The sequence below is a fragment of the Natronobacterium haloterrestre genome, assembly GCF_900112205.1.
Lineage (GTDB): Archaea > Halobacteriota > Halobacteria > Halobacteriales > Natrialbaceae > Natronobacterium > Natronobacterium haloterrestre.
The window spans coordinates 506239-529200 of the sequence record NZ_FOKW01000002.1; the positions used below are offsets into that span (position 1 = coordinate 506239).

General features: G+C 68.0%; 26 protein-coding genes, 1 tRNA gene and 1 pseudogene. 7 read left to right on the forward strand and 21 right to left on the reverse strand.

The window, feature by feature from the left end:
- The 5 genes from BM113_RS06495 to BM113_RS06515 all read right to left on the reverse strand — a co-directional run bounded on the left by BM113_RS06495 (window position 1) and on the right by BM113_RS06515 (window position 4326).
- Entirely contained in the window at window positions 1–627 is a 627-nt protein-coding gene (locus BM113_RS06495; RefSeq protein WP_089786385.1) for an NTP transferase domain-containing protein, read from the reverse strand.
- Window positions 627–1385 carry an adenosylcobinamide-GDP ribazoletransferase gene (cobS, locus tag BM113_RS06500; RefSeq protein WP_089786386.1) on the reverse strand — a complete coding sequence of 253 codons (759 nt, stop codon included), beginning with the start codon at window positions 1383–1385 and terminating at the stop codon, window positions 627–629. Before cobS ends, BM113_RS06495 begins: the two co-directional genes overlap by 1 nt.
- Window positions 1382–2413 (reverse strand): adenosylcobinamide-phosphate synthase CbiB, encoded by a 1032-nt coding sequence (cbiB, locus tag BM113_RS06505; RefSeq protein ID WP_089786388.1) that lies wholly within the window; start codon window positions 2411–2413, stop codon window positions 1382–1384. Before cbiB ends, cobS begins: the two co-directional genes overlap by 4 nt.
- The gene (locus BM113_RS06510) at window positions 2388–3038 is read right to left on the reverse strand and encodes an HAD family hydrolase (RefSeq protein WP_089786390.1); all 651 of its coding nucleotides are present in this window, start codon (window positions 3036–3038) and stop codon (window positions 2388–2390) included. The genes cbiB and BM113_RS06510 overlap by 26 nt, the downstream gene beginning before the upstream one ends.
- A gap of 82 nt (window positions 3039–3120) precedes the next feature.
- Window positions 3121–4326 carry a M24 family metallopeptidase gene (locus tag BM113_RS06515; RefSeq protein WP_089786392.1) on the reverse strand — a complete coding sequence of 402 codons (1206 nt, stop codon included), beginning with the start codon at window positions 4324–4326 and terminating at the stop codon, window positions 3121–3123.
- Window positions 4327–4474: 148 nt separating this feature from the next.
- On the opposite strand from BM113_RS06515, the gene BM113_RS06520 reads away from it, so the two are divergent.
- Window positions 4475–5023: a helix-turn-helix transcriptional regulator gene (locus BM113_RS06520; protein WP_089786393.1), complete on the forward strand. Its 549-nt coding sequence runs from the start codon at window positions 4475–4477 to the stop codon at window positions 5021–5023.
- A 132-nt stretch (window positions 5024–5155) separates the two neighbouring features.
- Here BM113_RS06520 and BM113_RS06525 read toward each other — a convergent pair whose 3' ends face one another.
- On the reverse strand, window positions 5156–5767 hold the full coding sequence (locus tag BM113_RS06525; RefSeq protein ID WP_089786395.1) for a translation initiation factor IF-2 subunit beta: 612 nt from the start codon (window positions 5765–5767) through the stop codon (window positions 5156–5158).
- A 132-nt stretch (window positions 5768–5899) separates the two neighbouring features.
- Window positions 5900–6298: a DUF5789 family protein gene (locus BM113_RS06530; protein WP_089786397.1), complete on the reverse strand. Its 399-nt coding sequence runs from the start codon at window positions 6296–6298 to the stop codon at window positions 5900–5902.
- Between the two features lie 584 nt (window positions 6299–6882).
- Between BM113_RS06530 and BM113_RS06535 the strand changes: the two genes are divergently transcribed.
- Entirely contained in the window at window positions 6883–7332 is a 450-nt protein-coding gene (locus BM113_RS06535) for a universal stress protein (protein WP_089786399.1), read from the forward strand.
- Between the two features lie 682 nt (window positions 7333–8014).
- Here BM113_RS06535 and BM113_RS06540 read toward each other — a convergent pair.
- From BM113_RS06540 to BM113_RS06550, 3 genes are all read right to left on the reverse strand, one after another.
- Window positions 8015–8281 (reverse strand): hypothetical protein, encoded by a 267-nt coding sequence (locus tag BM113_RS06540; RefSeq protein ID WP_089786401.1) that lies wholly within the window; start codon window positions 8279–8281, stop codon window positions 8015–8017.
- A 679-nt stretch (window positions 8282–8960) separates the two neighbouring features.
- Window positions 8961–9034 (reverse strand) — tRNA-Thr (locus BM113_RS06545).
- An 84-nt stretch (window positions 9035–9118) separates the two neighbouring features.
- On the reverse strand, window positions 9119–10105 hold the full coding sequence (locus BM113_RS06550; protein WP_089786402.1) for a class I SAM-dependent methyltransferase: 987 nt from the start codon (window positions 10103–10105) through the stop codon (window positions 9119–9121).
- A 136-nt stretch (window positions 10106–10241) separates the two neighbouring features.
- On the opposite strand from BM113_RS06550, the gene BM113_RS06555 reads away from it, so the two are divergent.
- Together BM113_RS06555 and dph5 are read left to right on the forward strand one after the other, a co-directional pair.
- Window positions 10242–10667: a Rieske (2Fe-2S) protein gene (locus tag BM113_RS06555; RefSeq protein ID WP_089786403.1), complete on the forward strand. Its 426-nt coding sequence runs from the start codon at window positions 10242–10244 to the stop codon at window positions 10665–10667.
- Between the two features lie 57 nt (window positions 10668–10724).
- Window positions 10725–11513, forward strand: a complete 789-nt coding sequence (gene dph5, locus BM113_RS06560; protein WP_089786405.1) for a diphthine synthase — start codon at window positions 10725–10727, stop codon at window positions 11511–11513.
- On the opposite strand, the gene BM113_RS06565 is transcribed toward dph5, so the two are convergent.
- The gene (locus BM113_RS06565) at window positions 11510–12580 is read right to left on the reverse strand and encodes an alpha/beta hydrolase (protein ID WP_089786407.1); all 1071 of its coding nucleotides are present in this window, start codon (window positions 12578–12580) and stop codon (window positions 11510–11512) included. The two genes, dph5 and BM113_RS06565, sit on opposite strands and share 4 nt — an antisense overlap.
- Before the next feature lie 175 nt (window positions 12581–12755).
- Between BM113_RS06565 and BM113_RS06570 the strand changes: the two genes are divergently transcribed.
- Together BM113_RS06570 and BM113_RS06575 are read left to right on the forward strand one after the other, a co-directional pair.
- On the forward strand, window positions 12756–13538 hold the full coding sequence (locus BM113_RS06570; RefSeq protein ID WP_089786408.1) for a class I fructose-bisphosphate aldolase: 783 nt from the start codon (window positions 12756–12758) through the stop codon (window positions 13536–13538).
- A complete protein-coding gene (locus BM113_RS06575) occupies window positions 13535–14533 on the forward strand; it encodes an FIG domain-containing protein (RefSeq protein WP_089786410.1) in 999 nt (332 codons plus the stop codon). Before BM113_RS06570 ends, BM113_RS06575 begins: the two co-directional genes overlap by 4 nt.
- A 168-nt stretch (window positions 14534–14701) precedes the next feature.
- Here BM113_RS06575 and BM113_RS06580 read toward each other — a convergent pair whose 3' ends face one another.
- The 9 genes from BM113_RS06580 to BM113_RS22600 form a co-directional block, all read right to left on the reverse strand.
- Entirely contained in the window at window positions 14702–15133 is a 432-nt protein-coding gene (locus tag BM113_RS06580; RefSeq protein ID WP_089786412.1) for a PTS fructose transporter subunit IIB, read from the reverse strand.
- Window positions 15130–16860, reverse strand: coding sequence for a phosphoenolpyruvate--protein phosphotransferase (ptsP, locus tag BM113_RS06585; protein WP_089786413.1), 1731 nt, complete (start codon window positions 16858–16860; stop codon window positions 15130–15132). The genes BM113_RS06580 and ptsP overlap by 4 nt, the downstream gene beginning before the upstream one ends.
- A 4-nt stretch (window positions 16861–16864) precedes the next feature.
- Window positions 16865–17137 carry a phosphocarrier protein HPr gene (ptsH1, locus tag BM113_RS06590; RefSeq protein ID WP_089786415.1) on the reverse strand — a complete coding sequence of 91 codons (273 nt, stop codon included), beginning with the start codon at window positions 17135–17137 and terminating at the stop codon, window positions 16865–16867.
- A complete protein-coding gene (locus BM113_RS06595) occupies window positions 17137–17601 on the reverse strand; it encodes a PTS sugar transporter subunit IIA (RefSeq protein WP_089786416.1) in 465 nt (154 codons plus the stop codon). The genes ptsH1 and BM113_RS06595 overlap by 1 nt, the downstream gene beginning before the upstream one ends.
- Window positions 17602–17673: 72 nt before the next feature.
- Entirely contained in the window at window positions 17674–18828 is a 1155-nt protein-coding gene (locus tag BM113_RS06600) for a PTS fructose transporter subunit IIC (RefSeq protein ID WP_089786418.1), read from the reverse strand.
- Between the two features lie 106 nt (window positions 18829–18934).
- A complete protein-coding gene (gene pfkB / locus BM113_RS06605) occupies window positions 18935–19861 on the reverse strand; it encodes a 1-phosphofructokinase (RefSeq protein WP_089786421.1) in 927 nt (308 codons plus the stop codon).
- On the reverse strand, window positions 19851–20624 hold the full coding sequence (glpR, locus tag BM113_RS06610; RefSeq protein ID WP_089786422.1) for an HTH-type transcriptional regulator GlpR: 774 nt from the start codon (window positions 20622–20624) through the stop codon (window positions 19851–19853). Before glpR ends, pfkB begins: the two co-directional genes overlap by 11 nt.
- A 238-nt stretch (window positions 20625–20862) precedes the next feature.
- Window positions 20863–21843: an isocitrate/isopropylmalate dehydrogenase family protein gene (locus BM113_RS06615; protein WP_089786424.1), complete on the reverse strand. Its 981-nt coding sequence runs from the start codon at window positions 21841–21843 to the stop codon at window positions 20863–20865.
- 67 nt (window positions 21844–21910) lie between these two features.
- Window positions 21911–22339 (reverse strand): carboxypeptidase-like regulatory domain-containing protein, encoded by a 429-nt coding sequence (locus tag BM113_RS22600; protein ID WP_245757988.1) that lies wholly within the window; start codon window positions 22337–22339, stop codon window positions 21911–21913.
- Between the two features lie 123 nt (window positions 22340–22462).
- On the opposite strand from BM113_RS22600, the gene BM113_RS22605 reads away from it, so the two are divergent.
- Window positions 22463–22600, forward strand: a complete 138-nt coding sequence (locus BM113_RS22605) for a hypothetical protein (protein WP_245757989.1) — start codon at window positions 22463–22465, stop codon at window positions 22598–22600.
- A gap of 12 nt (window positions 22601–22612) precedes the next feature.
- On the opposite strand, the pseudogene BM113_RS22610 reads toward BM113_RS22605, so the two are convergent.
- Window positions 22613–22891, reverse strand: a pseudogene (locus BM113_RS22610) (carboxypeptidase-like regulatory domain-containing protein); the annotation flags it as partial.
- Between the last annotated feature and the right edge of the window lie 71 nt (window positions 22892–22962).

The following is a 22962-nucleotide window of genomic DNA, read 5'->3' on the forward strand; positions in this document are numbered from 1 at the left end:
TCAGCGCACCTCCCGGTCGAACCCCTCCTCGAGGAGGGATTCGGCGACGCGGGCGTCTTCGAGCCGGTTCACGTTGACCGCGAGTCGGGGGTCGTAGCTGACGTGCATGGTATCGTTCTGGTTCGAATTCGTGTTCGAGGTCGAGGTCGAGTTCGAGTCCGAATCGGCATCGCCGACACCGTTGACCCCGGTCGGCGCGAGGTGCGGCGCCGCCTCGAGTCGCGAATCGACGCCGACGCCGAGCCGCCGCTTGAGCGCGACGGGCACGGGGACCGTCAGCGAGCCGTCGCCCTCGTGGACTGCGAGGACGCGGTCGACGGCCCCGGGCGCGAGCAGCGGCAGGTCGGCCGCGACCGACAGTACCGGCGCGGAGACCTCGGGCGTCTCCAGGGCCGCGAGGAGGTCCGCCACGTAGCCGTCGCCGGGCGTCTCCACGGTCCGGGCGCGGTCGTCGTCCTCGAGGTGGGCTCGCGTCCCGGGGGCGTTCGGCGAGACCGCGGCGTGGATCGTCTCGATCTCGCTTTCGGCCAGCGCGGCGACGACGCGGTCGATCATGGGCTCCCCCGCGATCGGGTGCAGGGGCTTCTCGTGGCGGCTCTCGAGGCGGGTCCCCTTCCCGCCGCACATCACAAGAGCGTCCACGCGATCACCCCCGCGTGGACGCCGGCGACGCGTCCGATCTCGTTGGCCGCGCCGAAGATATCGCCGTTGATGCCGCCCAGGTTCCGGGTCGCCCAGTACCAGGGGAGGGAGATGCCGGCGACCGCGGCCGGGACGGCGATCGCGCCGGGCCGGGGCCAGCCAAGCGCCGCGGCCGCGAGGACGACGCCCGCCGGAAGGACGAACGCACTGGGACTCGAGCCCTCCGTGAACTGCCGGCCCATCCCCTCGTAGCTCGCCGCGCCGAAACAGGCCATCGCGGTCATCCCGAGTTTCGTCCCGACCTCGGCGCCGATCGCGACGCCGACGGCGGCCGTCGCGGGGAGGCCCGCGAGGCCGAGCGCGCCGAGGCCGAGCGCGACGACGACCAGCGCCACGGCGAGGACGGCCCCGACGCCGGTCGTGGTGTCCTTCAGCACCTCGCGGCGGCGCTCGCGGCCGCCGTGGACGACGAGGGCGTCGCCCAGGTCCGCGACGCCGTCGAGGTGGTGGATCCCAGTCACGGCGTAGACGGCCAGCAGGTAGCCAAGCGCGACGGTCGGTCCGGCGAGCCGTCCGGCGGCGAGCAGCGGGACGGCCGCGAGCACGCCTGCCGCGAGACCGACGATAGGGAAGGCCGCGGGCGTCGTCCGGAAGGACTCCCAGTCGCCGTCCCGGTGGGGGACCGGCAGGCGCGTCAGGAAGCCCAGCGCGCCCCGGACCGCGCCGATCCAGCGGCGGATCACGGGCGACCCACCTCCGGCAGCGCCGCTCCCGGTTCCAGGCCGGCCGCGAGCGCCACACCGACCGCCACGGCGAGGGCGACGGCGACCAGCACCGCGACGAGCGCTGCCCGCCGGACGAGCGCGACGGCCCGCCGGCCGTCCTCGAGCGTCGGCAGATCGGCCTCGGCGTGCAGGTCGTACGCGTCGCGTTTTCGCAGCCGAACCTCGAGGACGTGAGCGAGGGTTGCCATCGGCCACCCGGAGTTGGGCGAGGCCGGCCGGCGGGCGTCCGCTCGAGCGCGAGCGACGGCGAGCGGGTCGGCCCCGGCGACGGCGATCGCGGCCGCGGTAACCCGGGCCGGGACCCACATGACGAGGTCGTCGAGGCGGGCGCTCGCCGTGCCGATCGGCTTCGACGGGTAGCCGAGCATCGAGTCGAGCGTGTTGACGCCCTTGACCCACGCGGCTGCCGCGGCCGCCGCGGGCAGCGACAGCGGCGCGAGGACGGCGAAGGGGAGCAGGGTCGCGATCAGGCCGTCGGAGAGGTTCTCCGCGGCGCTCTCGACCGCGGCGCTCCGGAGTTCCGCCGGCGAGAGCGCCGACGTGTCCCGGCCGACCAGTCCGCGAACGCGTTCCCGCGCGGTCTCGAGGTCACCCTCGGCCTCGGCCCCGCCCTCCGTGGCCGCGAGGACTTCCCCGGTCAACTCGAGCAGCGAGCGCAGGCTGGTCGCGGTAAAGAGGACGAGGCCGGCGACGGCCGCGCCGGCGAGCGGGTGGAACCGGCCCGCCCCCAGGACGACACCGGCGGCGACGGCCGCGGGAACCAGCGGCGCGAACAGCGCGATCCCGACGCCGACCAGTCGCTGGCCGGTCGGCGAGTCGGTCCACTCCCGGTCGAGCGCACCCACGAGCTTCCCGAACCAGGCGACCGGATGGGCGGCGGTCGGCGGCTCCCCGACCAGCGGATCGAGGACGAACGCGAGCGCGAACGCGACCACGACCGTCGTCACCGTCACGGCCGCGTCACCCCGCCCCCCCGCTCGAGTCATCCTCGAGCAGCTCCGCGAGTCGGTCGGGAACCGCCGCGAGCGGCGTCTCCTCCAGGACGATCGCCCGGCCGCCGACTCCCTCGATCCCGCCGTCGGTTCGCGGGTCGTCGCCGACGTGGATCAATTCCTCGGGGGCGACGCCGAGTTCGTCCGCCGTCTGCTCGAAGATCTCCGGAGACGGTTTGCGCCAGCCACAGGCGACGCTCGAGACGACGGCGTCGAAGTCGTCGCGCGAGAAGTCGGACCTGACGAGCGTCCGGCCGACGAGTTCGGGGACGCTGCAGTTCGAACAGAGGGCGACGGGGCCGTGCTCCCGGGCGGCCTCGAGAGCCTCCCGCGCGCCGTCCCGGGTTTCGACGGCGGGGTCGAACGCCGAGACGACCGCCCGCCGCGGGACGTTGCCGGAAGGGTGGACGCCCCGACTCGCGAGCGCGCGGGCGACGTGGGCGTGCAGCGGCACCTCGGCACCCTCGGGCGCGTCGACGTGGGGTTCGCGGTAGGCGTCGCTCCAGTCGTCCGGGACGTCGACGCCGCGGTCCGCCAGGGCGTCGGCGACGGCCGCGGCGGGATCGTCGGGAGTGTCGGCGGACACGAGCGTGCCGAAGAGATCGAACGAAACTGCCACGTACGTGTGACTAGCGCAACTGAACTTTAGGTTCGCGGTTCGCCCCGGTCCGCCGCCGGCGAACTGCGAGGGTCGATTCGCGTTACTCGAGGCGAACGACGTTCGACTCGAGGTCGCGCGGATAGTAGGTGAGCCACTCGATCCCGTCCTCGGTGACGGCGATCGTATCGGAGTGGCGGTAGCCGTAGGTGTCGGTGTAGATGCCCGGTTCGATCGTCCAGACGTGGCCGGGTTGCATCAGGGCGTCCTCCTCGTCGTACTCCGTGTGTTCGCTCTCGCAGTGGTCGCCCCAGCCCTCGTCGATGTACGGCGGCTCGTGGCCGCCCATGCCGATGTTGTGGCCGACGTGGTGCTGGGCGAGGTCGGCGACGCCCTGCTCCTCGAAGTACGCCTCGACCGCGCGGTCGACGGCCGCGATCGGGACCCCCGGCCCGAGTTCGTCGATCGCGATCTCCTGGGCCTCCTTCATGAGTTCGAAGTAGTGGACCTGCTCGTCGCTCGGTTCGCCGACGAACATCGTCCGCTCGAGTTCGGAGTAGTAGCCGTCGACGTTCGCGCTCGCGCCAGTCACGAGGACGTCGCCCTCCTCGAGCCGCCGGTTCGCGGTATGGCCGTGCGGAAGCCGGGTCTGCTCGCCCGTGATGTAGCCCGCATGGACCGGCCCGTCGCCACGGGTGCGCGCGACGTACTGGTCACCGAGGGTGTCGAGCATCGCCCGCGAGGCCTCCATCGACGCGCGCTGGCTCACCGTCGCCGGGTGGGCCCCGGGCTCGGTGTGGTCCGCGAGGTAGCGGTGTCCGAGGTTGGCCCACTTGGCCGATTCGCGGATCAGGTCCAGTTCGGCGTCGGATTTCTCCCAGCGCATTCGGCTCACCCAGTTCTGGCTCTCGACCTCGAGGAACTCCGACAGCGCCGGCCCCTGGTAGCCCATCGTCCCCGGTGCGCCGTCAGCGTCGGCCGCAACGCTCTCCGCGCCGAGGTCCTCGAGCATCCCGACTGCAGTCCGGATCGGCTCGCCACCGGGGTAGTCCCGGTAGTGGTGGACGGCGTCGATCCGCGGGTTCGGCTCGACGCGTTCGACCTCGAGTCGCGGGACCGTGATCTCGACCCGTTCGTCGGTGACCGCGAGGACTACGGGCCGTTCGGTCTGGATGTGGTCGAAGCCGGTGAGATACTCGATGCTCGTCGCGCCGAACCAGACGCCCGCGTCGGCGTCGGTCTCGGCGAGTCGGTCGCGGACTGACTCGAGGCGCCGGTGGAACTCCTCGGCCGGAAGCTGTGTGGACATACGAGTAACGAGGACGGAGGGGGACCAAAAGCGTTCAGGACGGTGCCGGGCACTGCCGGTTTTCGATCCGCTCGCGACCGCCGGATCTCCGCCCCCTTTGGACGGATTTGTGCATAGCCCTTTCCGGACGCCATGGGTGGTATCCCGTATGTTCGATCGACTGTCGCTGCCCGCCCGCTCGACCGAACTGCGACCGAGGTTGTCCCGTCCCGTGGGTGTCGCGTCGGTCCTCGCGCGTCTCGTGAAACGGCTCGGTCTCGGGGACTATCTCGGTGCTGGTGGACGGCCCGACGACACTGGAACCGACACGGCCGAATCCTCGGATGGGACTGACCCGGACCCCGACCCCGATCCCGACCCCGACCCTGACCCGAACTCCGACGATTCTACCGACGACGCCGAAGTTCCGGCCGGGACCGCTGCCGTGCTCGACCCCGAGAGCGCTCCCACCAGCCGCGGCGAAATCCTCGAGTACGGCCTCTCGCCGGCCGAGTACGTTCGCCTCGTCCTCGAGGAAAACGACGGCTGGGTACCTCAGCGGCGGTTCGTCGAGACCTACGGCTGGTCGCCGTCGACGATCAGTCGACTCCTCTCGGACCTGGAAGAGGAGGGCGTGATCCGTCGGTACGAACGTGACCGACGAAAGATCGTCTGTCTCCCGGGGGTCGAACTGCCGTCGTACGAGCGGGGCCAGTGAGTCGGCGGTCCCGGCGAGTCGTCGGTCGCGGATCGGCGGTCGACCCGTGGAGAGAAAAGGAACCGAGTCGTGATCGCGATTCCGGACCCGCAATCCGACCGACGGCGCGGGGCGCCGTCCGTCTCAGGCCGATCAGTCCAGGCGCGCGAACGCCAGGTTGCCCGAGATGTTCTTGATGTAGATGTCGACCACGTCCCCTTCCTCCGCGCCGGGGACGAAGATCGTGTACTCGCCTTTCTCGGCGACGCCGTCGCCCTTGCGGCCGGTGCCGGTGATCTCGACGGTGTACGTTTCGCCCTCTTCGACGGCTTCTGCCTGCTGTTCCTGCCCGCTGCTCGTCGAGCGTTTCGTGACCGGGCGGAAGGCCCCACAGGCGTCACAGCGCAGCATCGGGGTACGGTCCTCGCGGACGAGGCGGGTGTCCGGGAGGCCACACTCCGAACACAGGACGTACTCGTCGACGTAGGCGTCGACGGCGGCGTCGAAGTCCTGCTGGGAGAAGGTCCCGTTGTACCGGGCACGGCCGTCGTCGAGTTTGCCGCTGGTCCCGAGTTCGCGCTGGATGAACCGGTGGAGGTGCTCGGTCTCGCGCGAAAGGACGTCGGCGATATCGTCGACGTTCTTGAACCGGGTGAACGCGCCGTCTTTCTGCACCTCGGCGTCCGGGATCTGTAACCGCTGTTCGTCGCCCCCGATGTCGGGGACGTCTTCCATCGCTCGGTCGAGACTCGATTCGTAATCCATACGCGAACGAAGACGATGGGAACGTAAATCGGTTCTGCTATCACTGTCCGCCCGCCCGCGAGCGGTTGTGGCCCGTCCGCTCGCGAGGGAAATACTGACTCGAGGGCGGAAACCGCCCCGTCGTCCGAACGGTCAGTACGTACTGCTGCCGCTCTCGCCCAGCGACCCCTGCTTTTCCTCGTCGAGTTCTCCCAGGTCGCGTTCGGGGTTGGCCTCGTGGTGGTCGCCGGCCTCGCCCGTGATCTCGCCGTAGACCGCCTCACGTACTTCTTCGGGCGAGTCGTACTGTTCGCCGGCGAGCCGGTCGAAGACGCTGCCCAGCGACTCCGTCTCGTTTGGCATGTCGATCGGCTCGTTGCCGTACTCGGCGGCGATCTCCTCGCTGGTGATCGGATACTCGAGTTCGCCGAGGTGGGACTCGACCTCCTCGAGGATCGATTCGGTCTGTTCGGCACGGGCCGATTTCCGCTGCTCGGCACGGTCCTGTGCTCGGTCTCGGTCCCGCTCGCGACCTGAATCGTTACCGCTCATGGGCGTGAGTTCCCTGACCCGGCGGAAAAGGAACTGGCCGGCGCTTGCCGGGAGTCGCCGACGTCGGTCGCCTGCCGGCCTTCGACCTCGAAGCGCCGTATCCGTCGTTTGCCCCCGTCCACTGACTTATCCGGACGGACGGGGATATACGGCTGCCGGCGGTAGCGGAACCACCACACCATCACCATCACCATCCTCCTACCAGCTACCGCTGGCCTCGTTTCTCCCGCGTTCTCGAGTGGAGACGCAGGTTCGTCCGGCGACGGCTACGGGAGTCGACAGCCGAACTCGAGGGCCGATCCCGCCACGTCAGCCCGTGATCCGTCCCCACAGCCCTTTGACTGGCTTGCACACTGTCCAGCGACAGTTTTTGTGTCCGGAGTACCAACTGAACACCGACCCTGGTAGGTGGCGCGTTGCCCGACGGCTACCTCTTTCCCAGGGTCGCTCCGGTCGCTCGAGAGCGGCGCTGCCATGTCTCGGCCCTGCAACTGCCCGTTCTCGTCCGATCACGTCCCTCGGCCGCTTCCAGGGCGACGAGAACAGGGTACAGCTACTTGTAGGAGGCAAGACAGTATCTCGATATGGTAATACTTGCTGCCGTAGACGAAAGCGAACGCGCGAAAGACGTCGCCGAAACCGCCTACGACCTCGCTGCGGCCTACGACGACACGCTCGTCCCGTTCCACGCGATCCCGAACGAGGAATATACCGCACACAAAGAATCACTGGAGGGAATTCCCGGTATGCAGGGCCTCTCTATCAGCCAGGAGGAAGACAGCGCCAAGGAGTTCGCGAGGAAGATCGTCCTCGAGAGCGTCGACGACGTCGACCTCGACAGGATCCAGCCGGAGGGGCGCGTCGGGGACGTCACCGAAAGTATCCTCTCCCGGGCGGAGTCGCTCGAGCCTCGGTATCTGGTCATCGGCGGCCGCCGGCTCTCGCCGACGGGTAAAGCACTGTTCGGAAACACGACACAGCAGGTGCTGTTGAACGCCGACTGCCCCGTGGTCACCCTGATGGACGACGAGTAGACCGTCGGTTCGCGGTCGACCACTGTGTCGATCCGATTGTTCGAGTCACAACCGCCACGCACGGTGATTCCCCGGAAGCGTTCGTACACGTTGGCCAGTAGCTTTACCACCGGATGGTTCCAACCAACAACCGGCAGGGAGATTGGGGGTTCAGTCAGCGTGACCGATCCGTCCGACACATGACGTGACCACCCCTGCCCACACCCGTCACACGCCCACCACGGATTCCTCGTTACCCTGTGACGATGTTCGAGATCGTTCGACCGGCCGCCGGATTCGGCCGGCGGCTTTCCTCCCGAACACGGGCCGGTACTCGAGCGTACGGTTCGGCCACGGTTCACCGCCGACAGTCGTCGCGAGCGGCCCCCAAATGGCCAATAAACTTACTACAACAGCAGGGTAATTGCCGAACAGGCAGGGATTGGGGGTATCACTCGTTTCCCGATTGATGCCGTCCGCTACGTGACACCCTGCCATTACGTGCCCGTCCACCACCACGCTTCCCGATCACCCACTCCATTACGGGCACCCCTTTCCTGAGTCGCCTCGAGCGACGGCGAATATCGGGTTCTCGAGGTGTGCGAGCGACTCGAGATCACCGACAGCGGAGAGCACTCCTCGACGAAGCACTCGCCGCGGGTGAACTCGAAACGGTCGCGGGCGTCGAGGAGTGAGATCGTGGTCACCGAAGCTCGCCTTTGACCAGTTCGACGGCTTCCGACACCCAGCCGGGCATCTGGCGGGCAGGCGGGTCACGATCGACACACCGACCGTTTTCGTCGAACTCGAGGATCCACTCGTCTTCGCCGTGCTCGAGCGTGACCGTTCGGCCGCCGTCCTCCTCGTAGGCGAGTTCCAGGCTCGCTCGGGCTGGCTCCCCGGGGGGAACGTCCATCCCGAGGTCGCTCTCGAGGTCGATGTCGATTCGGCGATAGTTGGATGTCGACATGACAACTGGAGGTTGGAACGGAAGTAGCTTAAACACCCCTTGCAACTCCGAATAGCTGGGGCGGATAACTGTCGCGTACAGGAATGACGAACGGTGACTCTCTCGGCTTGCTCCTTGAGCAGGACTACGTTGCCCCGGTCATCGGAAGCCCACCAAGCGGGCCCTGTGGCTATCTCCCTCGGCTATGAGTTCGATCGGCTATTCGCGGTCGGAGCCACTACCCGTCCGCAACGATGATATCGTCAGCGTAATCGAAGCCCGTCTCTTCGCTTTCTTTCTCCCGCTCGAGTTGCTGGATCGCTTGCTTGACGTCTTCGTGGGTCGCTTCTTCCATCCTCTACCCTCTCTTGGGTGGACTATCCGTCGCAGCGAACGTAAAACACTATCAGCGTATTCAGGTTCAGAAGTTCCTTGCTACCATTGGAAACACCCTCTTTCACAAACTCAAACGGATTGCTGTCCCGATGTACTGGCGCAACCGCGACTCGGGCGGAGGTTGGGCCGGAACTGACGGACAGTAACCCGTCTCACTCCCAATAGCCTGACCAGTCGGACGGAATGTGATCGAACTCTGTTGAGGGAGTGAACTACGCCTACTTTAGTCGCGTTGCTCACTCGTGGTCTGGTTCAAATCCGTCACGGGTTGCTTCGCTCCTGCTGAAAATACGTCACAAAAGCAAGCCGGTGGAGGGATTTGAACCCTCGACCTAATCCTTACGAAGGATTCGCTCTGCCAGTCTGAGCTACACCGGCGCGTGCACTCATTCGTAGGACCGATACGGGCAATAAGGGTTGCGAATCGAATCCGTCGTGGGACGTCGTTACGTGGTTGCCGGGCTACCGCTCGAGTCGCACGTCCAGACAGACGTTCAGCTCGTGTGGGGCGTACGACCGGACCGTATGCCGGGTTTCGACGGTCACGTCGTACTCCGGCTCGGCGGCCTCGCGGATCGCTCGCTCGCCCGGGCCGAAGGGGTCGTCCTCGTGCTGGATGTCGTAGTAGTGGAGGACGCAGTCGTCGCCCGCGAGCCGGACCGCCGACTCGAGGAACTCGTCGGCGCTGTGGGGGAGGTTCATGACGATCCGGTCGGCCCAGTCCGCGTACTCCCCGCCGGCGGCCACCTCGCGGACGTCGCCGTTGATCGCGGTCACGCGGTCCGCGACCCCGTTGCGCCGCGCGTTCTCCTCGAGGTACTCGATCGCGTCGGGGTTGACGTCGACGCCGACGACCTCCGCGCCGCGGTTCGCGAACGGGACGACGAAGGGGCCGACGCCGGCGAACATGTCGAACGCGTGCTCGCCCGCGACGACTTGTTCGACGACGCGGTGCCGTTCGGTCGCGAGCCGCGGCGAGAAGTAGACCTCCGCGAGGTCGAGGGCGAACTCGCAACCGTACTCGCGGTGGACGACCTGGGTGTCCTCGCCGGCCAACAGTTCCCAGTCCCGGACGCGGGTCTCGCCTTTGACTTTCGAGGCCTTGTTCAGCACCGTCTCGACCGGCAGGTCCGACTCGAGGACGGCGTCCGCGATCGCCTCGGCGCGGTCGGGGTCGTCCTCGTCCAGCAGGACGGCCTTCCCCAGGCGCTCGTAGGAGGGATCGAACTCGAGGAGGTCGGCGGGCATGACCTGATCGTCGCGTTCCTCGGCGGCCCGGGCGACGACCTCGAGGTCGTCGTCGACCGCTCCAGGATCGGTAACCGGAATGTACAGCGAGCCGTCCTCGACGTCGATCTCGTAGTCGTCGTCGATCAGGTCCTCCTCGGCGAGCCGGTGACGCGTCTCCTCGCCCTCCTCGCGGGGCACGCGGACGCACGGGACTTCCATACCGGTAGTCGCCGGCGGGACGCCGTAACGGTGACGTTTCGGCCGGTCCGCTTCGCCGGGTTCGCTATACACCGCGGTCCCGACTCGAGAGGTGCCCCGGCGGAACGTTTTCTTGCCTCGAGCGGAAGCTACCGCTATGGGCGCTCGGATGCGACTCACGTCGGTGGAGACGGTCCACGAGGAGGGGTCGTGGCTGTTCACGGCACGCGATCGGAACGGCGAGGACGAGGAGGTCATCCTCGTCCCCTGCGAGGACGGCGTGGCGGCCTGGATCAACCGCTGTACCCACGAGGCACAGCCGTTCGACACCGGACGGGGCGCGCCGATCCGGAACGGCGAACTCATCTGTCCCCGCCACGGCTCGATGTTCGACACCTGTTCGGGCGACTGCGACAACGGCCCCGCAGCGGACACGACGCTGCCCTCCGTCGACGTCGAGGTCGAGGACGGCACGGTCTACCTGACCGACGACGGCTTCGATTACCTCCGTAAGGGAGGGACCGGCGGGGGCGGCGAAGACGGGGACGACGGGCCGGACTCGACCTCCCACATCTCGTTTTGACCGGCCGGCGACGGACCGAATCCGTCACCTGAAGTACCGCGGCCCCCAGTCACCGGTATGCTCACGTTCATCGGCCTCGGCCTCTACGACGAACGCTCGATCACCGTCGAGGGCCGGGAGGCGCTGCGAAACGCCGACCGCGTCTACGCCGAGTTCTACACCAGCGAGCTGATCGGCACGACGATCGAGGACCTCGAGGCCCACCACGGCGTCGAGATCGAGGTCCGGGACCGCGCGGGCGTCGAGCAGGAGCCCGACGACGTGCTCGAGGCGGCCGCGAGCGAGGACGTCGCCTTCCTCACGGCGGGCGATACGATGATCTCGACGACACACGTCGACCTCCGCCTGCGGGCCCGCGACCGCGGGATCGAGACGCGCGTGATCCACGGGATCACCGCCCAGACGGCCGCCAGTTCGCTCACGGGGCTGCAGAACTACCGGTTCGGCAAGGCGACGACCCTTCCGTTCCCGTACGCCCACGGGGCCGACGGCCTCCCGGGGAGCGTCACGGACACGCTCGAGGCGAACCGCGAGGACGGCCTCCACACGGTGGTCTACCTCGACATCAAGGTCGGCCACGAACTCACCGACGACGACGAGTACATGACCGCCGACGTCGGCGCTGACTTGCTCTCCGAGGAGTACCCCGACACGGTGGGCGTGGTCGTCGCCCGCGCCGGCAGCCCCGATCCGCTCGTCGAGGCGGGCACGATGACCGAACTCGCCGACCGCGAGTTCGGCGATCCGTTGCACCTGCTCGTCGTACCCGGCGACTGTCACCCGCTCGAGGCCGACGCGCTGGTCGAACTCGCCGGCGCGGACCGCGAAGACCTCGAGATCGCCTAAAGCACCGACTGGAGTTCCCGCATGAAGTCGCTGGGGACCTCGACGTGCGGGGCGTGGCCGGTGTTGTCGAAGACGACTTCCTCGAACTCGCCGCCGACGTCCGCGTACTCCTCGAGGACCGCACGGGTCTGGTCGACCATCGGTTGCGGCGGGAAGACGTCCTCGCCGGGCCAGTCGGGGACCTGTCCCATCCGTCCGAGCGTGCCGAGGTCGAAAAGCGACTCGTTGGAGACGATCTGGTCCGAGTCGCCGCGGATCCACAGCACGGGCGGTTTCTCCTCGGGATCGACCTCCGTGATCGCCGAGAGATCGCAGTACTTCGGCGAGATCGCGTTGTTCACGCCCGTCTCGCCGGGGGCGACCCCCGGCCAGTTGTCGCTCTCGACCGCCGATCCCGGGTAGTTCTTCTCGCCGGTGGCCGTATCGAGCATCCCCGTCAGGTACGACTCCTCGCGTTCCTCGTCGAACTCGTGGGTCGGGTCGACGTAGTAGGTCCGGAGGATCTTCCGCGGGCTGGCCTCGCCTTCCTCCCCGCGGTCGCGGTTCGCGAGGCCGGCCACGAACTCGTCGTTGCCGATCCCGCCGCCCGAGCCCGCGTAGTCGTCGAAACAGGGCGTCCCCTCGAGGTCCTTCGTGCCGCCGAACCCGTACGGCGACAGCGGGTTGACGAGGACAAGCCGTCGGACCGCTTCGGGGTTGTCGATCGCGTACCGCATCGCGATCCCGCCGCCGTTCGACCAGCCGACGAGCGTCAGCGGGGGCTCGAGGTCCAGTTCCGGCAACAGCGCCCGCAGGTCGGCCTCGAAGTCGCCAAGCCCGTTCGTCGCGTCGACGGGTTTCGTCTCGGTGTCGCCGTAGCCGCGCAGGTCGGGTGCGACCGCGTAGTGACGGCTCGGGAGGTCGACGAGTACGTCCTCGAAAAAGCGTGAGGAGGAGACGTTACCGTGCAGGAAGACGATCGGTTCGCCGTCGCCGTCGGGCGACCCCGACTCGAGGAGGTGGGTCTCGAGGCGGTCGGTCTCGATCGTCCGCGACTCGACGCCGGCGAGGGTATCGTCGCGAGCCATACCACTCCCTATCACGTCGTCGAAAATAGCTTTCAGTGGTGACTGCAGTCGCTGACGTCCCGCCGGCCCCCCGTCTCGTTTACGTTTGTGCGTAAACCGAAGTAGTAACCAGACAATACGATCAGAAACAAACATATTCGAAAGTAATTCATCACGCCACCGGAAACCACGAACCATGCAACCGTTCGACGACACCGCGATCGATCGGGACGGCAAATCGCTGATTCTCGCCCACGACCACGGCCTCGAGCACGGGCCGTCGGCGTTCGACGGCGTCGAGGAGCGGCTCGATCCGGAGACCGTCTTCGAGATGGCGACCCACGACGCGGTCACCGCGCTGGCGGTCCAGAAGGGGCTAGCCGAGACCTACTACCCGTCCTACGAAGACGACGTCCCGCTGCTCGCGAAGTGTAACGGCACCTCGAGCCTGTGGGAGGGCGAACCGTACTCGCCCCGGACCTGGTCCGTCGAAAGCGCGGTCGAGGTCGGCGCGGACGCGATCGGCTACACGGTCTACCCCGGTACGAACCGCGAGCCGGAGATGTTCGAGGAGTTCCGCGCGGTCCAGGAGCGAGCGCGCGACCACGACCTCCCGGTGGCCATGTGGTCGTACCCGCGCGGGCAGGCGATCAAGGCACATCGGAAACCCGAGGTCATCGCCTACGCCGCACGCATCGGCCTCGAGCTGGGCTCGGACCTCGTGAAGGTGAAGTATCCCCGCAGCCCCGAGGCGCTGGCACACGCGGTCGAGGCCGCCGGTGACGTCCGGGTCGTCCTCAGCGGCGGCTCGAAGACGAGCGACTACGAGTTCCTGTCGACCGTCGAGGCGGCGATCGATGCGGGCGCCGGCGGCCTCGCCGTCGGCCGAAACGTCTGGCAGCGCGACGACCCCGAGCGGATCCTCGACGCCCTCGAGCAGGTGATCTTCGAGGGGGCCTCGGCCGACGGGGCGCTATGACCGGCGGGGAGCCGTCCGCCGCGCTCGGGCTCGGACCCGACTGTGAGCGGGTTCTGGACCGGGTGGCGACCGTCGCGTCCGACGCGGCCGCGGCCCTTCCGGAGTTGTACCGACGCGAGTTCCGATCGACGACAGGGGCCGAGGCCAACGCCGCGAACCCGACCGGCGACGACCAGTCGACGGCCGACCGCTGGCTCGACGACCGGTTCCGCGAGGCCCTCGAGCCCCTCGAGGCCGTCGGTGCGTACGCGAGCGAGGAACGGTCCGCGGTGCGCGACTGCGGGACGGGATACGGGATCGCGATCGATCCGCTCGACGGCTCCGGAAACCTCGCCTCGAACAACGCCGTCGGTGCGGTGCTCGGGATCTACGACGCCGACGCGACGCTTCCGGCACCTGGGACGGAGCTGGTGGCGAGCGTCATCGTCGTCTTCGGGCCGTACGTCGCGATGACGGTCGCGGCGGACGACGACGTGGCGAGGTACACCGTCGCCGACGGGGAACGGACCGATCCGCGTCCGGTCTCGCTCCCCGCCGCGGACGAGGCTGGAACCGACGACGCTGGTCTCGAGGAGGGCGACGGACCGTCCCACGAGACCGGCGACGAAGGCGAGGCTGACGAACACGCGGAGATCTGTGGCTTCTCGGGTCGCCGAGCCGACCTCCCGCCGTCCCTGCTTGAACGCCTCGACGATCTGCGGGCGACCCGACGGCTCCGGTACTCCGGTGCCGCCGTCGCCGACGTCGCAGCGTTGCTCGAACACGGCGGCGTGCTCTGTTACCCGGGTTCGGATCGTCGCCCGGACGGCGTCCTGCGGCTCCAGTACGAGGCGAACCCGATCGCCCACGTCGTCGAAGCCGCCGGCGGCCGGGCGATCGACGACGAGGGCCCCCTGCTCGAGCGATCGCCGGACGGGCTCCACGAACGGGTTCCCGTCTTCGTGGGCTCCCCGGAGCCGATCGACCGCGTGGCGGCGACGCTTTCGGAACAGTAGTTTCCTCCCCTCACCGCTTGCGACGCCGAGTGTCGGTTCGGGTTCGAGTCCGCCGAGTCCCGTCTTCGATCGTCGACCGGGGCCCGGGTCGACCGTGGTCGCTGTGCTATCGGTTCGAAAACGGCGGTCGACGGTTCGCGTTCGAAAGGGATCTCCGGACCGGGCGGTTCAGGAGAAGAGCCGTTTGAGACGAGCGAACAGTCCCTTCGACGGATCGCCGCCGCGTTTCGCCGGTTGACTCGAGGGGGATTCCGAGTCGGCGGCGTCGGTGGAAGCGTCGGTCACGTCCGCGTCGCCGCCGGCCTCCTCGATCGCCCGTTCCAGCAGGCCGCCCCCGTCGTTGACGGCGTCTTTCACCGTCCCCTTGACGACCGGTACACCTTCGAACCGATCCCGGCTGACGGATGTGTCCGCGGCGATGATCGCGGCGTCGGCCGCCGCGACGTCGTCGCTCGAGAGTTCGTTCTCCTGGCCCATGGCGCCCTGGACCTCGACCTTGATCTCGTGGCCGTTCTCCTCGGCCACCTGCTCTAAGTTCTCGGCTGCCATCTGGCTGTGTGCGATACCCGTCGGACATGCGGTGACTGCGACGAATTTCATGTGTCTGTATCGGTGTCGGCTACGAGTTCGCTGACCGTAGTTCTCGTGGTCGCCTCCGTGGCACGGTCGGCGAGCGCTTCCGCGTCGTCGGTCTCGAGTTCGGCGACGGTCGCTTTCACCTCGGGGATCGTGACCGCGCTCAGGCTGAGTTCGTCTAGCCCGAGACCGACGAGCAGTGCCGTCAGGTCGGGGTCGCCGGCCATCTCGCCGCACATCCCGACCCACGCGTCGCCCGCGTGGCCGGCCTCCACCGTCCGTTCGATCGCCCGGAGTACGCCCGGCTCGCACGGGTCGTGGAGGCCCGCGACCGAGTCGCGGTCGTTCTGGCGGTCGGCCGCCATCACGTACTGCGTGAGGTCGTTCGTCCCGATGCTGAGGAAGTCGACCCGTTCGGCGAGTTCGCCCGCCAGGAACGCGGCGCTTGGTGTCTCGATCATCAGGCCGAGTTCCGGTTTCTCGTAGGCGACCCCCTCCGACTCGAGGTCGTCGGCGACCGCGTCGACCCGGTCGAGCGCCGCCTCGAGTTCGGGAACCGTCGCGATCATGGGGAACATGACCGACAGCGTCCCCTCGCCGACGGCCCCCGCACGGAGCAGGGCCCTGAGTTGCGTCTCGAAGAGGTCCCTGTCCGGCCCGAGCGACCGGCGGATCCCCCGTTCGCCGAGGAACGGGTTCTCCTCCTCGGGCAGGTCGAGGTACGGGATCGGTTTGTCGCCGCCGATGTCGAGCGTCCGGACGACGACTCGACCGTCGGGGAAGGCGTCGAGCGCCTCCGCGTAGACCTCGAGCTGTTCGTCCTCGTCCGGCGGCGCTTCCCGGTCGAGAAAGAGGAACTCGGTCCGGAAGAGGCCGATCCCGTCGGCCCCCTGGCGGACCGCACCGTCCAGTTCCGCCAGCGTGCCGACGTTGGCGGCGACTTCCACCGGCTCGCCGTCGGCGGTGGTCACCGCGTCCTCGCGGATCTCGACGGCCCGTCCCTCGGCGGCACGTTCGCGCTGCTCCTCGTCGGGGTCGACGACGACCGTGCCCTCGGTGCCGTCGACGAGGACGGACGCCTCCGCGTCGATCGAGCGGAGGTCGTCGCCGACGCCGACGACCGCAGGAATGCCGAGCGACCGGGCGAAGATCGCCGCGTGGGAGGTCCGGCCCCCCTCGGCGGTCGCGAACCCGGCCACCCGCTCGGGATCGAGTTGCGCGGTGTCGCTGGGGGTGAGGCGGTCGGCGAGCAACACCGACCCCTCCGGCAGCGCCGCGAGGTCGACGCGGTCGCCGCCGGTCAGCAGCCGCAGGAGGCGGTCGCGGACGTCCCGCAGGTCGTCGGCCCGCTCGGCCATCATGCCGTCCATCCCTTCGAACCGCTCGATCGGCTCCTCGAAGGCCCGCTCGACCGCGTGTTCGGCGGGGAACCCGTCGTCGATCGCGTCCTCGACGCCGTCGGTGATCTGCGGATCGTCGACGAACTGGAGGTGCGCGTCGAAGACGGCGGCCTCCTCCTCGCCGACTCGCTCCGCGATCTGGTCGCGCTCGCGCTCGAGTTCCGTCCGCGCGCTATCGCGGGCGTCCGCGAACCGTTCGCGTTCCGCCGACGGATCGACGTCCTCGGCTTCCGGCGGCTCGCCGAGCTCCAGTTCGGCGCCGGGATCGTACCAGATCACGGTTCCGACGCCGGCCAGCGGCACGACCCCCGTCCCGTCGAACGTCCGCGTCGTGGTTTCGTTCGTGCCCATGGTCTCAGGTCGCTGATTCGGCTTCCGGCGTCGAGAGGACCTCCTCGAGGGCGTCGAGCGCCGCTTCGGCGTCTTCCCCCTCCGCGACGAGTTCGACGTCGTCGCCGCTGGCGACGCCGAGGCTCGTGACCGCGAGCATGCTCGCGGCGTCGACCGGGTCGCCGTCGACGGGGCCGACCTGGACGTCGGCGTCGTACTCGCCGGCCGTCTCGACGAACTCCGCGGCCGGCCGCGCGTGCAGGCCGTCCTCGGGAACGACGGTGACGACGCGATCCATCACGCGACCGCCTCCGTTATCGTCTCCTCGATCGCCGCCTTCGACTCCGCCTCGTGGAGGTCCTCGCGGACCTCGTCGTGCATCAGCGCCCGCGAGAGGGAGCTCAGCAACTCGAGGTGCTCCTCGCCGCCCTCGGCGGGGACGAGCAGCATGAACAGCAAGGTTGCGGGCTCGCCGTCCATCGCGTCGAAGTCGACGCCCTCGGACGACCGCGCGAACACGATCGTCGGCCGGGAGACGGCGTCGGTTTTCGCGTGCGGGATGCCGATCCCCTTCCCGACGCCGGTCGTCGTCTCGGCTTCGCGTTCGAACAGCGCCTCGAGCGCGGTTTCGCGGTCGGATACCCGTCCGGCCTCGACGGCCCGGTCGAGCATGAACTCGATACAGGCGTCTTTCTCGGCGGGCGGCTCCTCGAGAGTAATCAGTTCGGGCGACAGTACGGCGTCGATGGAAGGTTCGTCCATATTCATGGATTACGTGGGTAGGTATGAGTCAGTTGTCTGTTGCCGATCGTCGGATAGATGGTGAGTCGTCGATCAGTCGGTTGGCTGGGTGGTCTCCGTGTCCGTATCGGTCGTGACCGCGGCGTCCTCGTAGTCCGGCTTGAGCAGCGTCACGATCGTCGCGGTGACCAGGGTCCCGAGCGCGAGACAGGCCAGGAAAAGCAGCGCCTGGTTCGAGAGGATCACCACGAAGATGCCGCCGTGTGGTGCGGGCATGGTGACGCCCAGCCAGAGGGCGGTCGCGGCGGCGGTCGCACTACCGGCCATGATCGACGGAATGACCCGCAGCGGATCGGCCGCGGCGTAGGGAATGGCCCCCTCCGTAATAAAGGAGAGACCGAGCGGGACGGCCGCTTTCGCGTTCTCGTACATCTCCTCGGAGTACTTGTGCGGCGCGATGAAGTTCGACAGCGCGAGTCCCAGCGGCGGGACCATACCGGCGATCATGATCGCGGCCATCGGCTCGTAGATGCCCTCGCCGATCAGCGCGACGCCGAAGACGTAGGCGACCTTGTTGACCGGACCGCCCATGTCGAAGGCCATCATCGCACCCAGGACGAGTCCGAGCAGGATGGCGTTCGATCCCTCCATGCCTTCCAGCATGGTCGTCAGCGCGTCGTCGAGGATGGCGATCGGCACGCCGAGTCCGAGGATGACCAGCGGCGCGAGAAGCGCGGTCGTCACCACCGGGATGACGAGCACCGGCATCATCGGCTTGATGAACGACGGCACCGACCAGTTCTTCATCCAGCGTGCGACGTACCCGGCCAGCAGACCGGCGACGATCGCTCCCAGGAAGCCGGCGACGGCACCGTCGGCCTGGAAGCCGACGATCTGCCCCGCTGCCTCGATGATCTGTTCCTGCTGAATCGCGTACGAGAGGATGAAACCGGGTGCGAGTCCGGGTTTGTCCGCGATCGCGTACGCGATGTACGCCCCCAGTATGGGGATCATGATCGTCAACCCGAGGACGCCGATCTCGGCCATGTACCAGGCGAGCGACCCGGTTTCCTCGAAGACTGTCTCCGTATCACCCGCGGTGAACGGGAGTTCGGCGATCATGAACCCCAGCGCGAGGAAGATCCCCCCGATCGTCACGAACGGGATCATGAACGATACGCCGGTCATCAGGTCCTCCTTCACCGACGTCACGTGTGTGCGCAGTCGGCTTTCCGCATTGTCTTTCATTGGTGTCTGCCCCTGTGAGAAGCTATCACAGCATAGTGCAAAAATATTTTTGAATATGTTTGTTTCTGCATATTCGACGCAGTATTTTCGTCCGAACGAAAACCGCCTAGTACGCCGAGACCGAGATCGATTCGCGATCGTCACGAACGCCGGTCAGCGAGGGGGCACGCGTCCCCGAGACCGAGACGACGCGTGACGCGACGGCGATCCCCGACCGGAGCGCCTCCGCGTCCGGCTCGCCCGCGGCGCGCGAGGCGAGGACGCCGGATAGGAGTGCGTCGCCCGCGCCGACCGTGTCGACGACCTCGGTGTCCGGTGCGGGCGCGTAGAGTTCCCGTTCCGGAGTCACCATCACCGCCCCGTCGCCGCCCAGCGACGCGACCACGCGCTCGAACCCGGTATCGCGAAGCTCTTGAGCGGCCGTCAGTGCGGACCGTGGCCCGTCGATCCGCCGATCGGTCGCGGCCGCGAGTTCCTCCGCGTTCGGCTTGCAGAGTGCGTACGGTTCCTCGAGCGCCCTGAGCGTCGGCCCGTCGACGTCGACGACCGTCTCCCAGGGCCCGGCCTCGGCGAGGAGGTCGATCGTCTCGGGGCCGAGTCCGACGGGGAGGCTCCCCGCGACGACGACCGTCTCCGGTTCGTGTGCGCGGAGGACGTCGACGACCTCGTCGATGGCGAAGCCGGGCACCTCCGGCCCGTTCTGGTTGATCTTGTACTCGCCGTTGCCGTTCTCGGTCCCGCTGCCGTCGAGAATCGTCGTGTTCAGTCGCGTCTGCCCGTCGATCTCGACGAAATCGGCCCTGATCCCCTGGCTCGAGAGTTCGTCGAGCAGATAGCGGCCGAGGAAACCGCCCGCGATGCCGGTCGCGACGGTCCCGACGTCGAGTTCGACCAGGTACTTCGAGACGTTGATCCCCTTGCCTCCCGCGTCGTAGCGATGGTCCGACGCCCTGGCCACCTCGCCGGACGTCAACGGCTCCGAGAGGGCGACCGTGTAGTCGATCGCCGGGTTGAGGGTGACGCTAGCGATCATCGGGTACCTCCACGCCGACGGTCACGTCCGCGGCCGTACACGCCTCCGCGAGGTCGCCGGTCGGCTCGGCGTCGGTCACCAGGACGTCGACGTCCTCCAGGGAGGCGAACTGGACGAAACTCCGCTCGCCGAACTTGGTCCGGTCGGCGACGAGCACGACCCGTTCGGCCCGTTCGACCATGCGTTCTTTCATGCTCGCCTCGTCCTCGTTCGGCGTCGTCAGCGCGCCGTCGGCGTCGATCGCGTTCGTCCCCAGAAAGAGGAGATCGAAGTTCGTCCGTTCCAGGAACTGTTCCGCGCTCGGGCCGACGAGCGCACGGGTCCGGTGACGGAGCGTGCCGCCGGTGAGTTTGACCTCGGTGCCCTCGGTTCCCAACTCGAGCGCGAGCAACGGCGAGTTCGTCACCGGAATGAACGACGCGTCGGTCGGTGCCTGTCTGGCGACCTGCATCGTCGTGGTTCCGGAGTCGAAGAACACGACCTGTCCGTCGTGGATCTCCGTCGCGGCCCGGGACCCGATAGCGACCTTCGAATCCAGGTTCTGGACTTCCTTCTGGACGTACGTCTCCTCGCGGCCGACCGCGGTGACGGGCACCGCGCCGCCGTGGGAGCGTTCGACGAGTCGTTCCTCCTCGAGGTCGTCGAGGTCCCGCCGGATCGTGGCCTTCGAGACGTCGAGTTCCTCGGCTAACTCCTCGACCGAGCAGCCGTCCCGATCCGAGACGAGTTCGACGATCGTTCGCTTCCGCTGTTCCGGTAACATGGGGTGGTCTCCTTCGTTACAGCATGTGTTCTGATCGCTTTTATTTGTTTATCCGGCCCTTTTTGATCGTTTCTGATCGAACACCACCGGATTTGTAGCCGATCGCTCAGAGCCGCCCGGACTGTCGGTCGGCACCGGGTTCTGTCGGACGATTTCGGACGCTCAGCCGCCGCGAACGAACCCGCACACGAGAACGGAGCCGACGACGAAAACGAAAGCCTCGCGGAGCGATCGAGCACTACAGGCGGTCGACGATCGCCGCCGTCACGTCTTCGGTCGAGGCGTCGCCGCCCAGGTCGGGAGTTCTGGGACCCTCCTCGAGGGTCGTCTCGACGGCCTCTCGGATGGCCATCCCTGCCTCGTCGTAGCCGAGGTACTCGACGAGCATCGCCGCGGAGAGGATGGTCGCGGCCGGGTTGGCGACCCCCTCGCCGGCGATGTCGGGTGCGGTGCCGTGGACGGGTTCGAACAGCGCGCGCTCGGGCCCGATATTGGCCGAAGGCAACAGCCCGAGTCCACCCACCAGTCCTGCAGCGAGGTCCGAGAGCACGTCGCCGGCGAGGTTGGGACAGACGACGACGTCGAACTGATCGGGGTCCAGACAGACCCGCGTCGCGAAGGCGTCCATCAGCACCTCGTCGGTTTCGACGCCGTGTTCGTCGGCGACGTCCGCGATGGCGTCCCGGAAACGGCCGTCCGTCTCCCGCATGACGTTGGCCTTGTGGACGACGGTGAACCCGTCGGCGTCGCGGTCAGCGACGAAGTCGCAGGCGAACTCGGCGAGCCGTCGCGAGGCCGACTCCGTGACGACGCGGGTCAGCGTCGACACGTCGTCGCTCAACCGATCCTCGTGGCCCGCGTAGACGCCCTCCGTGTTCTCCCGCAGGAAAACCAGGTCGGTCTCGGGTCGCACCGCGTCGACGCCGGGGTAGGCCGTCGCCGGACGCACGTTGACGAACGAGTCGACGGCCTCCCGAAGCGGGAGGATCACGTCCGCGGCGGTGTCCCCGGCCGCGCCGAACAGCGTCGCGTCGGCCGACGCCGCGAGGTCGTAGGTCTCCTCGGGCAGTGCCTCTCCGGTCTCCGCCTGCACTGCGTCGCCCGCTTCGGCCTCGTGAAACTCGAAGTCGATCTCGAGGGCCTCGAGTACCTCGACGGCCGCGGGCGTCACCTCTTTGCCGATCCCGTCGCCCGGGATGACGGCGATATCGTGAGTCATACCCACCCATCGACGCGGCGCTGAAAAGAGGGTATCGGTCGCGTCATCTTTGCGTGTGCGCGCGGCGCTATTTCCGCCCGAGGTGGCCCCTCGCCAGAAGGGCGACCGTCGCGACCGCGAGCGCGACCGCCGCTGTGACGCCACCGAAGCCGGGAACCGCGAGGAGCGACTCGGAGAGTGTCACGGTCACGGACGCACTCGCGCCGCTCTCGAGGGGTTCGGTCTCGACGGCGGTCGTCACGAACCCCTCCGCGGCGGCTTCGACCGTGTAGGCGTCGCGGGTGCCCGGGATCGGCGTCGCCACCGTACCGTCCTCGTCCGTCCGCTCGTCGAGTTCGAACGTCGCGCCGTCGTCGCGCTCGAGGACGACCGTAGCGTCCGGGATCGGCCCGCCCTCCTCGCGTTCGACGGTCACCTCGAGGGTCGCGTCACCCTGCAGGGTGACCGACTCCTCGACCGTCGTCTCCTTTCCCGGTCCGCTCTCGGGAACCGACACTGTCAGCGTCGCGTCCTCGTATCCCTCCGCGCGGAGGTCGACCGCGTAGGACTCGCCCGCCGGGACGTCCGCGATCCGGTAGGTGCCGTTACTGCTCTCGAGGTGCGCTCCCGGATACGCTCCGTGGCTCCCGTTCGCGCGAACCGTCGCGTTCCCGATCCCGGTCTCGAAGTGGGCGTCCGCGAGACGGGCGTCGATCGCGCCCGCGCCCGCCAGGTCGATCTCGAGGTCGGCCCGCTCGTCGGCCGCGAGGGTGAGTGACTGTCGTGCGCTCTCGTACCCGGACTTCTCGACCGCGACCTCGTACTCGCCTGGCTCGAGGCCGTACCGCTCGAAGCGTCCCTCGGCGTCCGTTTTCGTCTCGACGGTCGTCCCGTCCCCGGCGACGAGTTCGACGGTCGCGCCCTCGAGGGCGTCGCCCGTGGTCGCGTCCGCGACGGTTCCGGAAACGCGGGCGTGGTCGCCGGCCGCGTCGACCGCCGCGAGCGCGTCGACGAACCCCGATCCGAAGCGAGTGTCGGTTTCGTCTGCTCTGTTGAATAGCGATCTAATCCGCCGATATCACTAGCTTAGAAGGATGAAGCCGAGGAATTCGATTCTGTCTATGGAAATCGATATCCTCG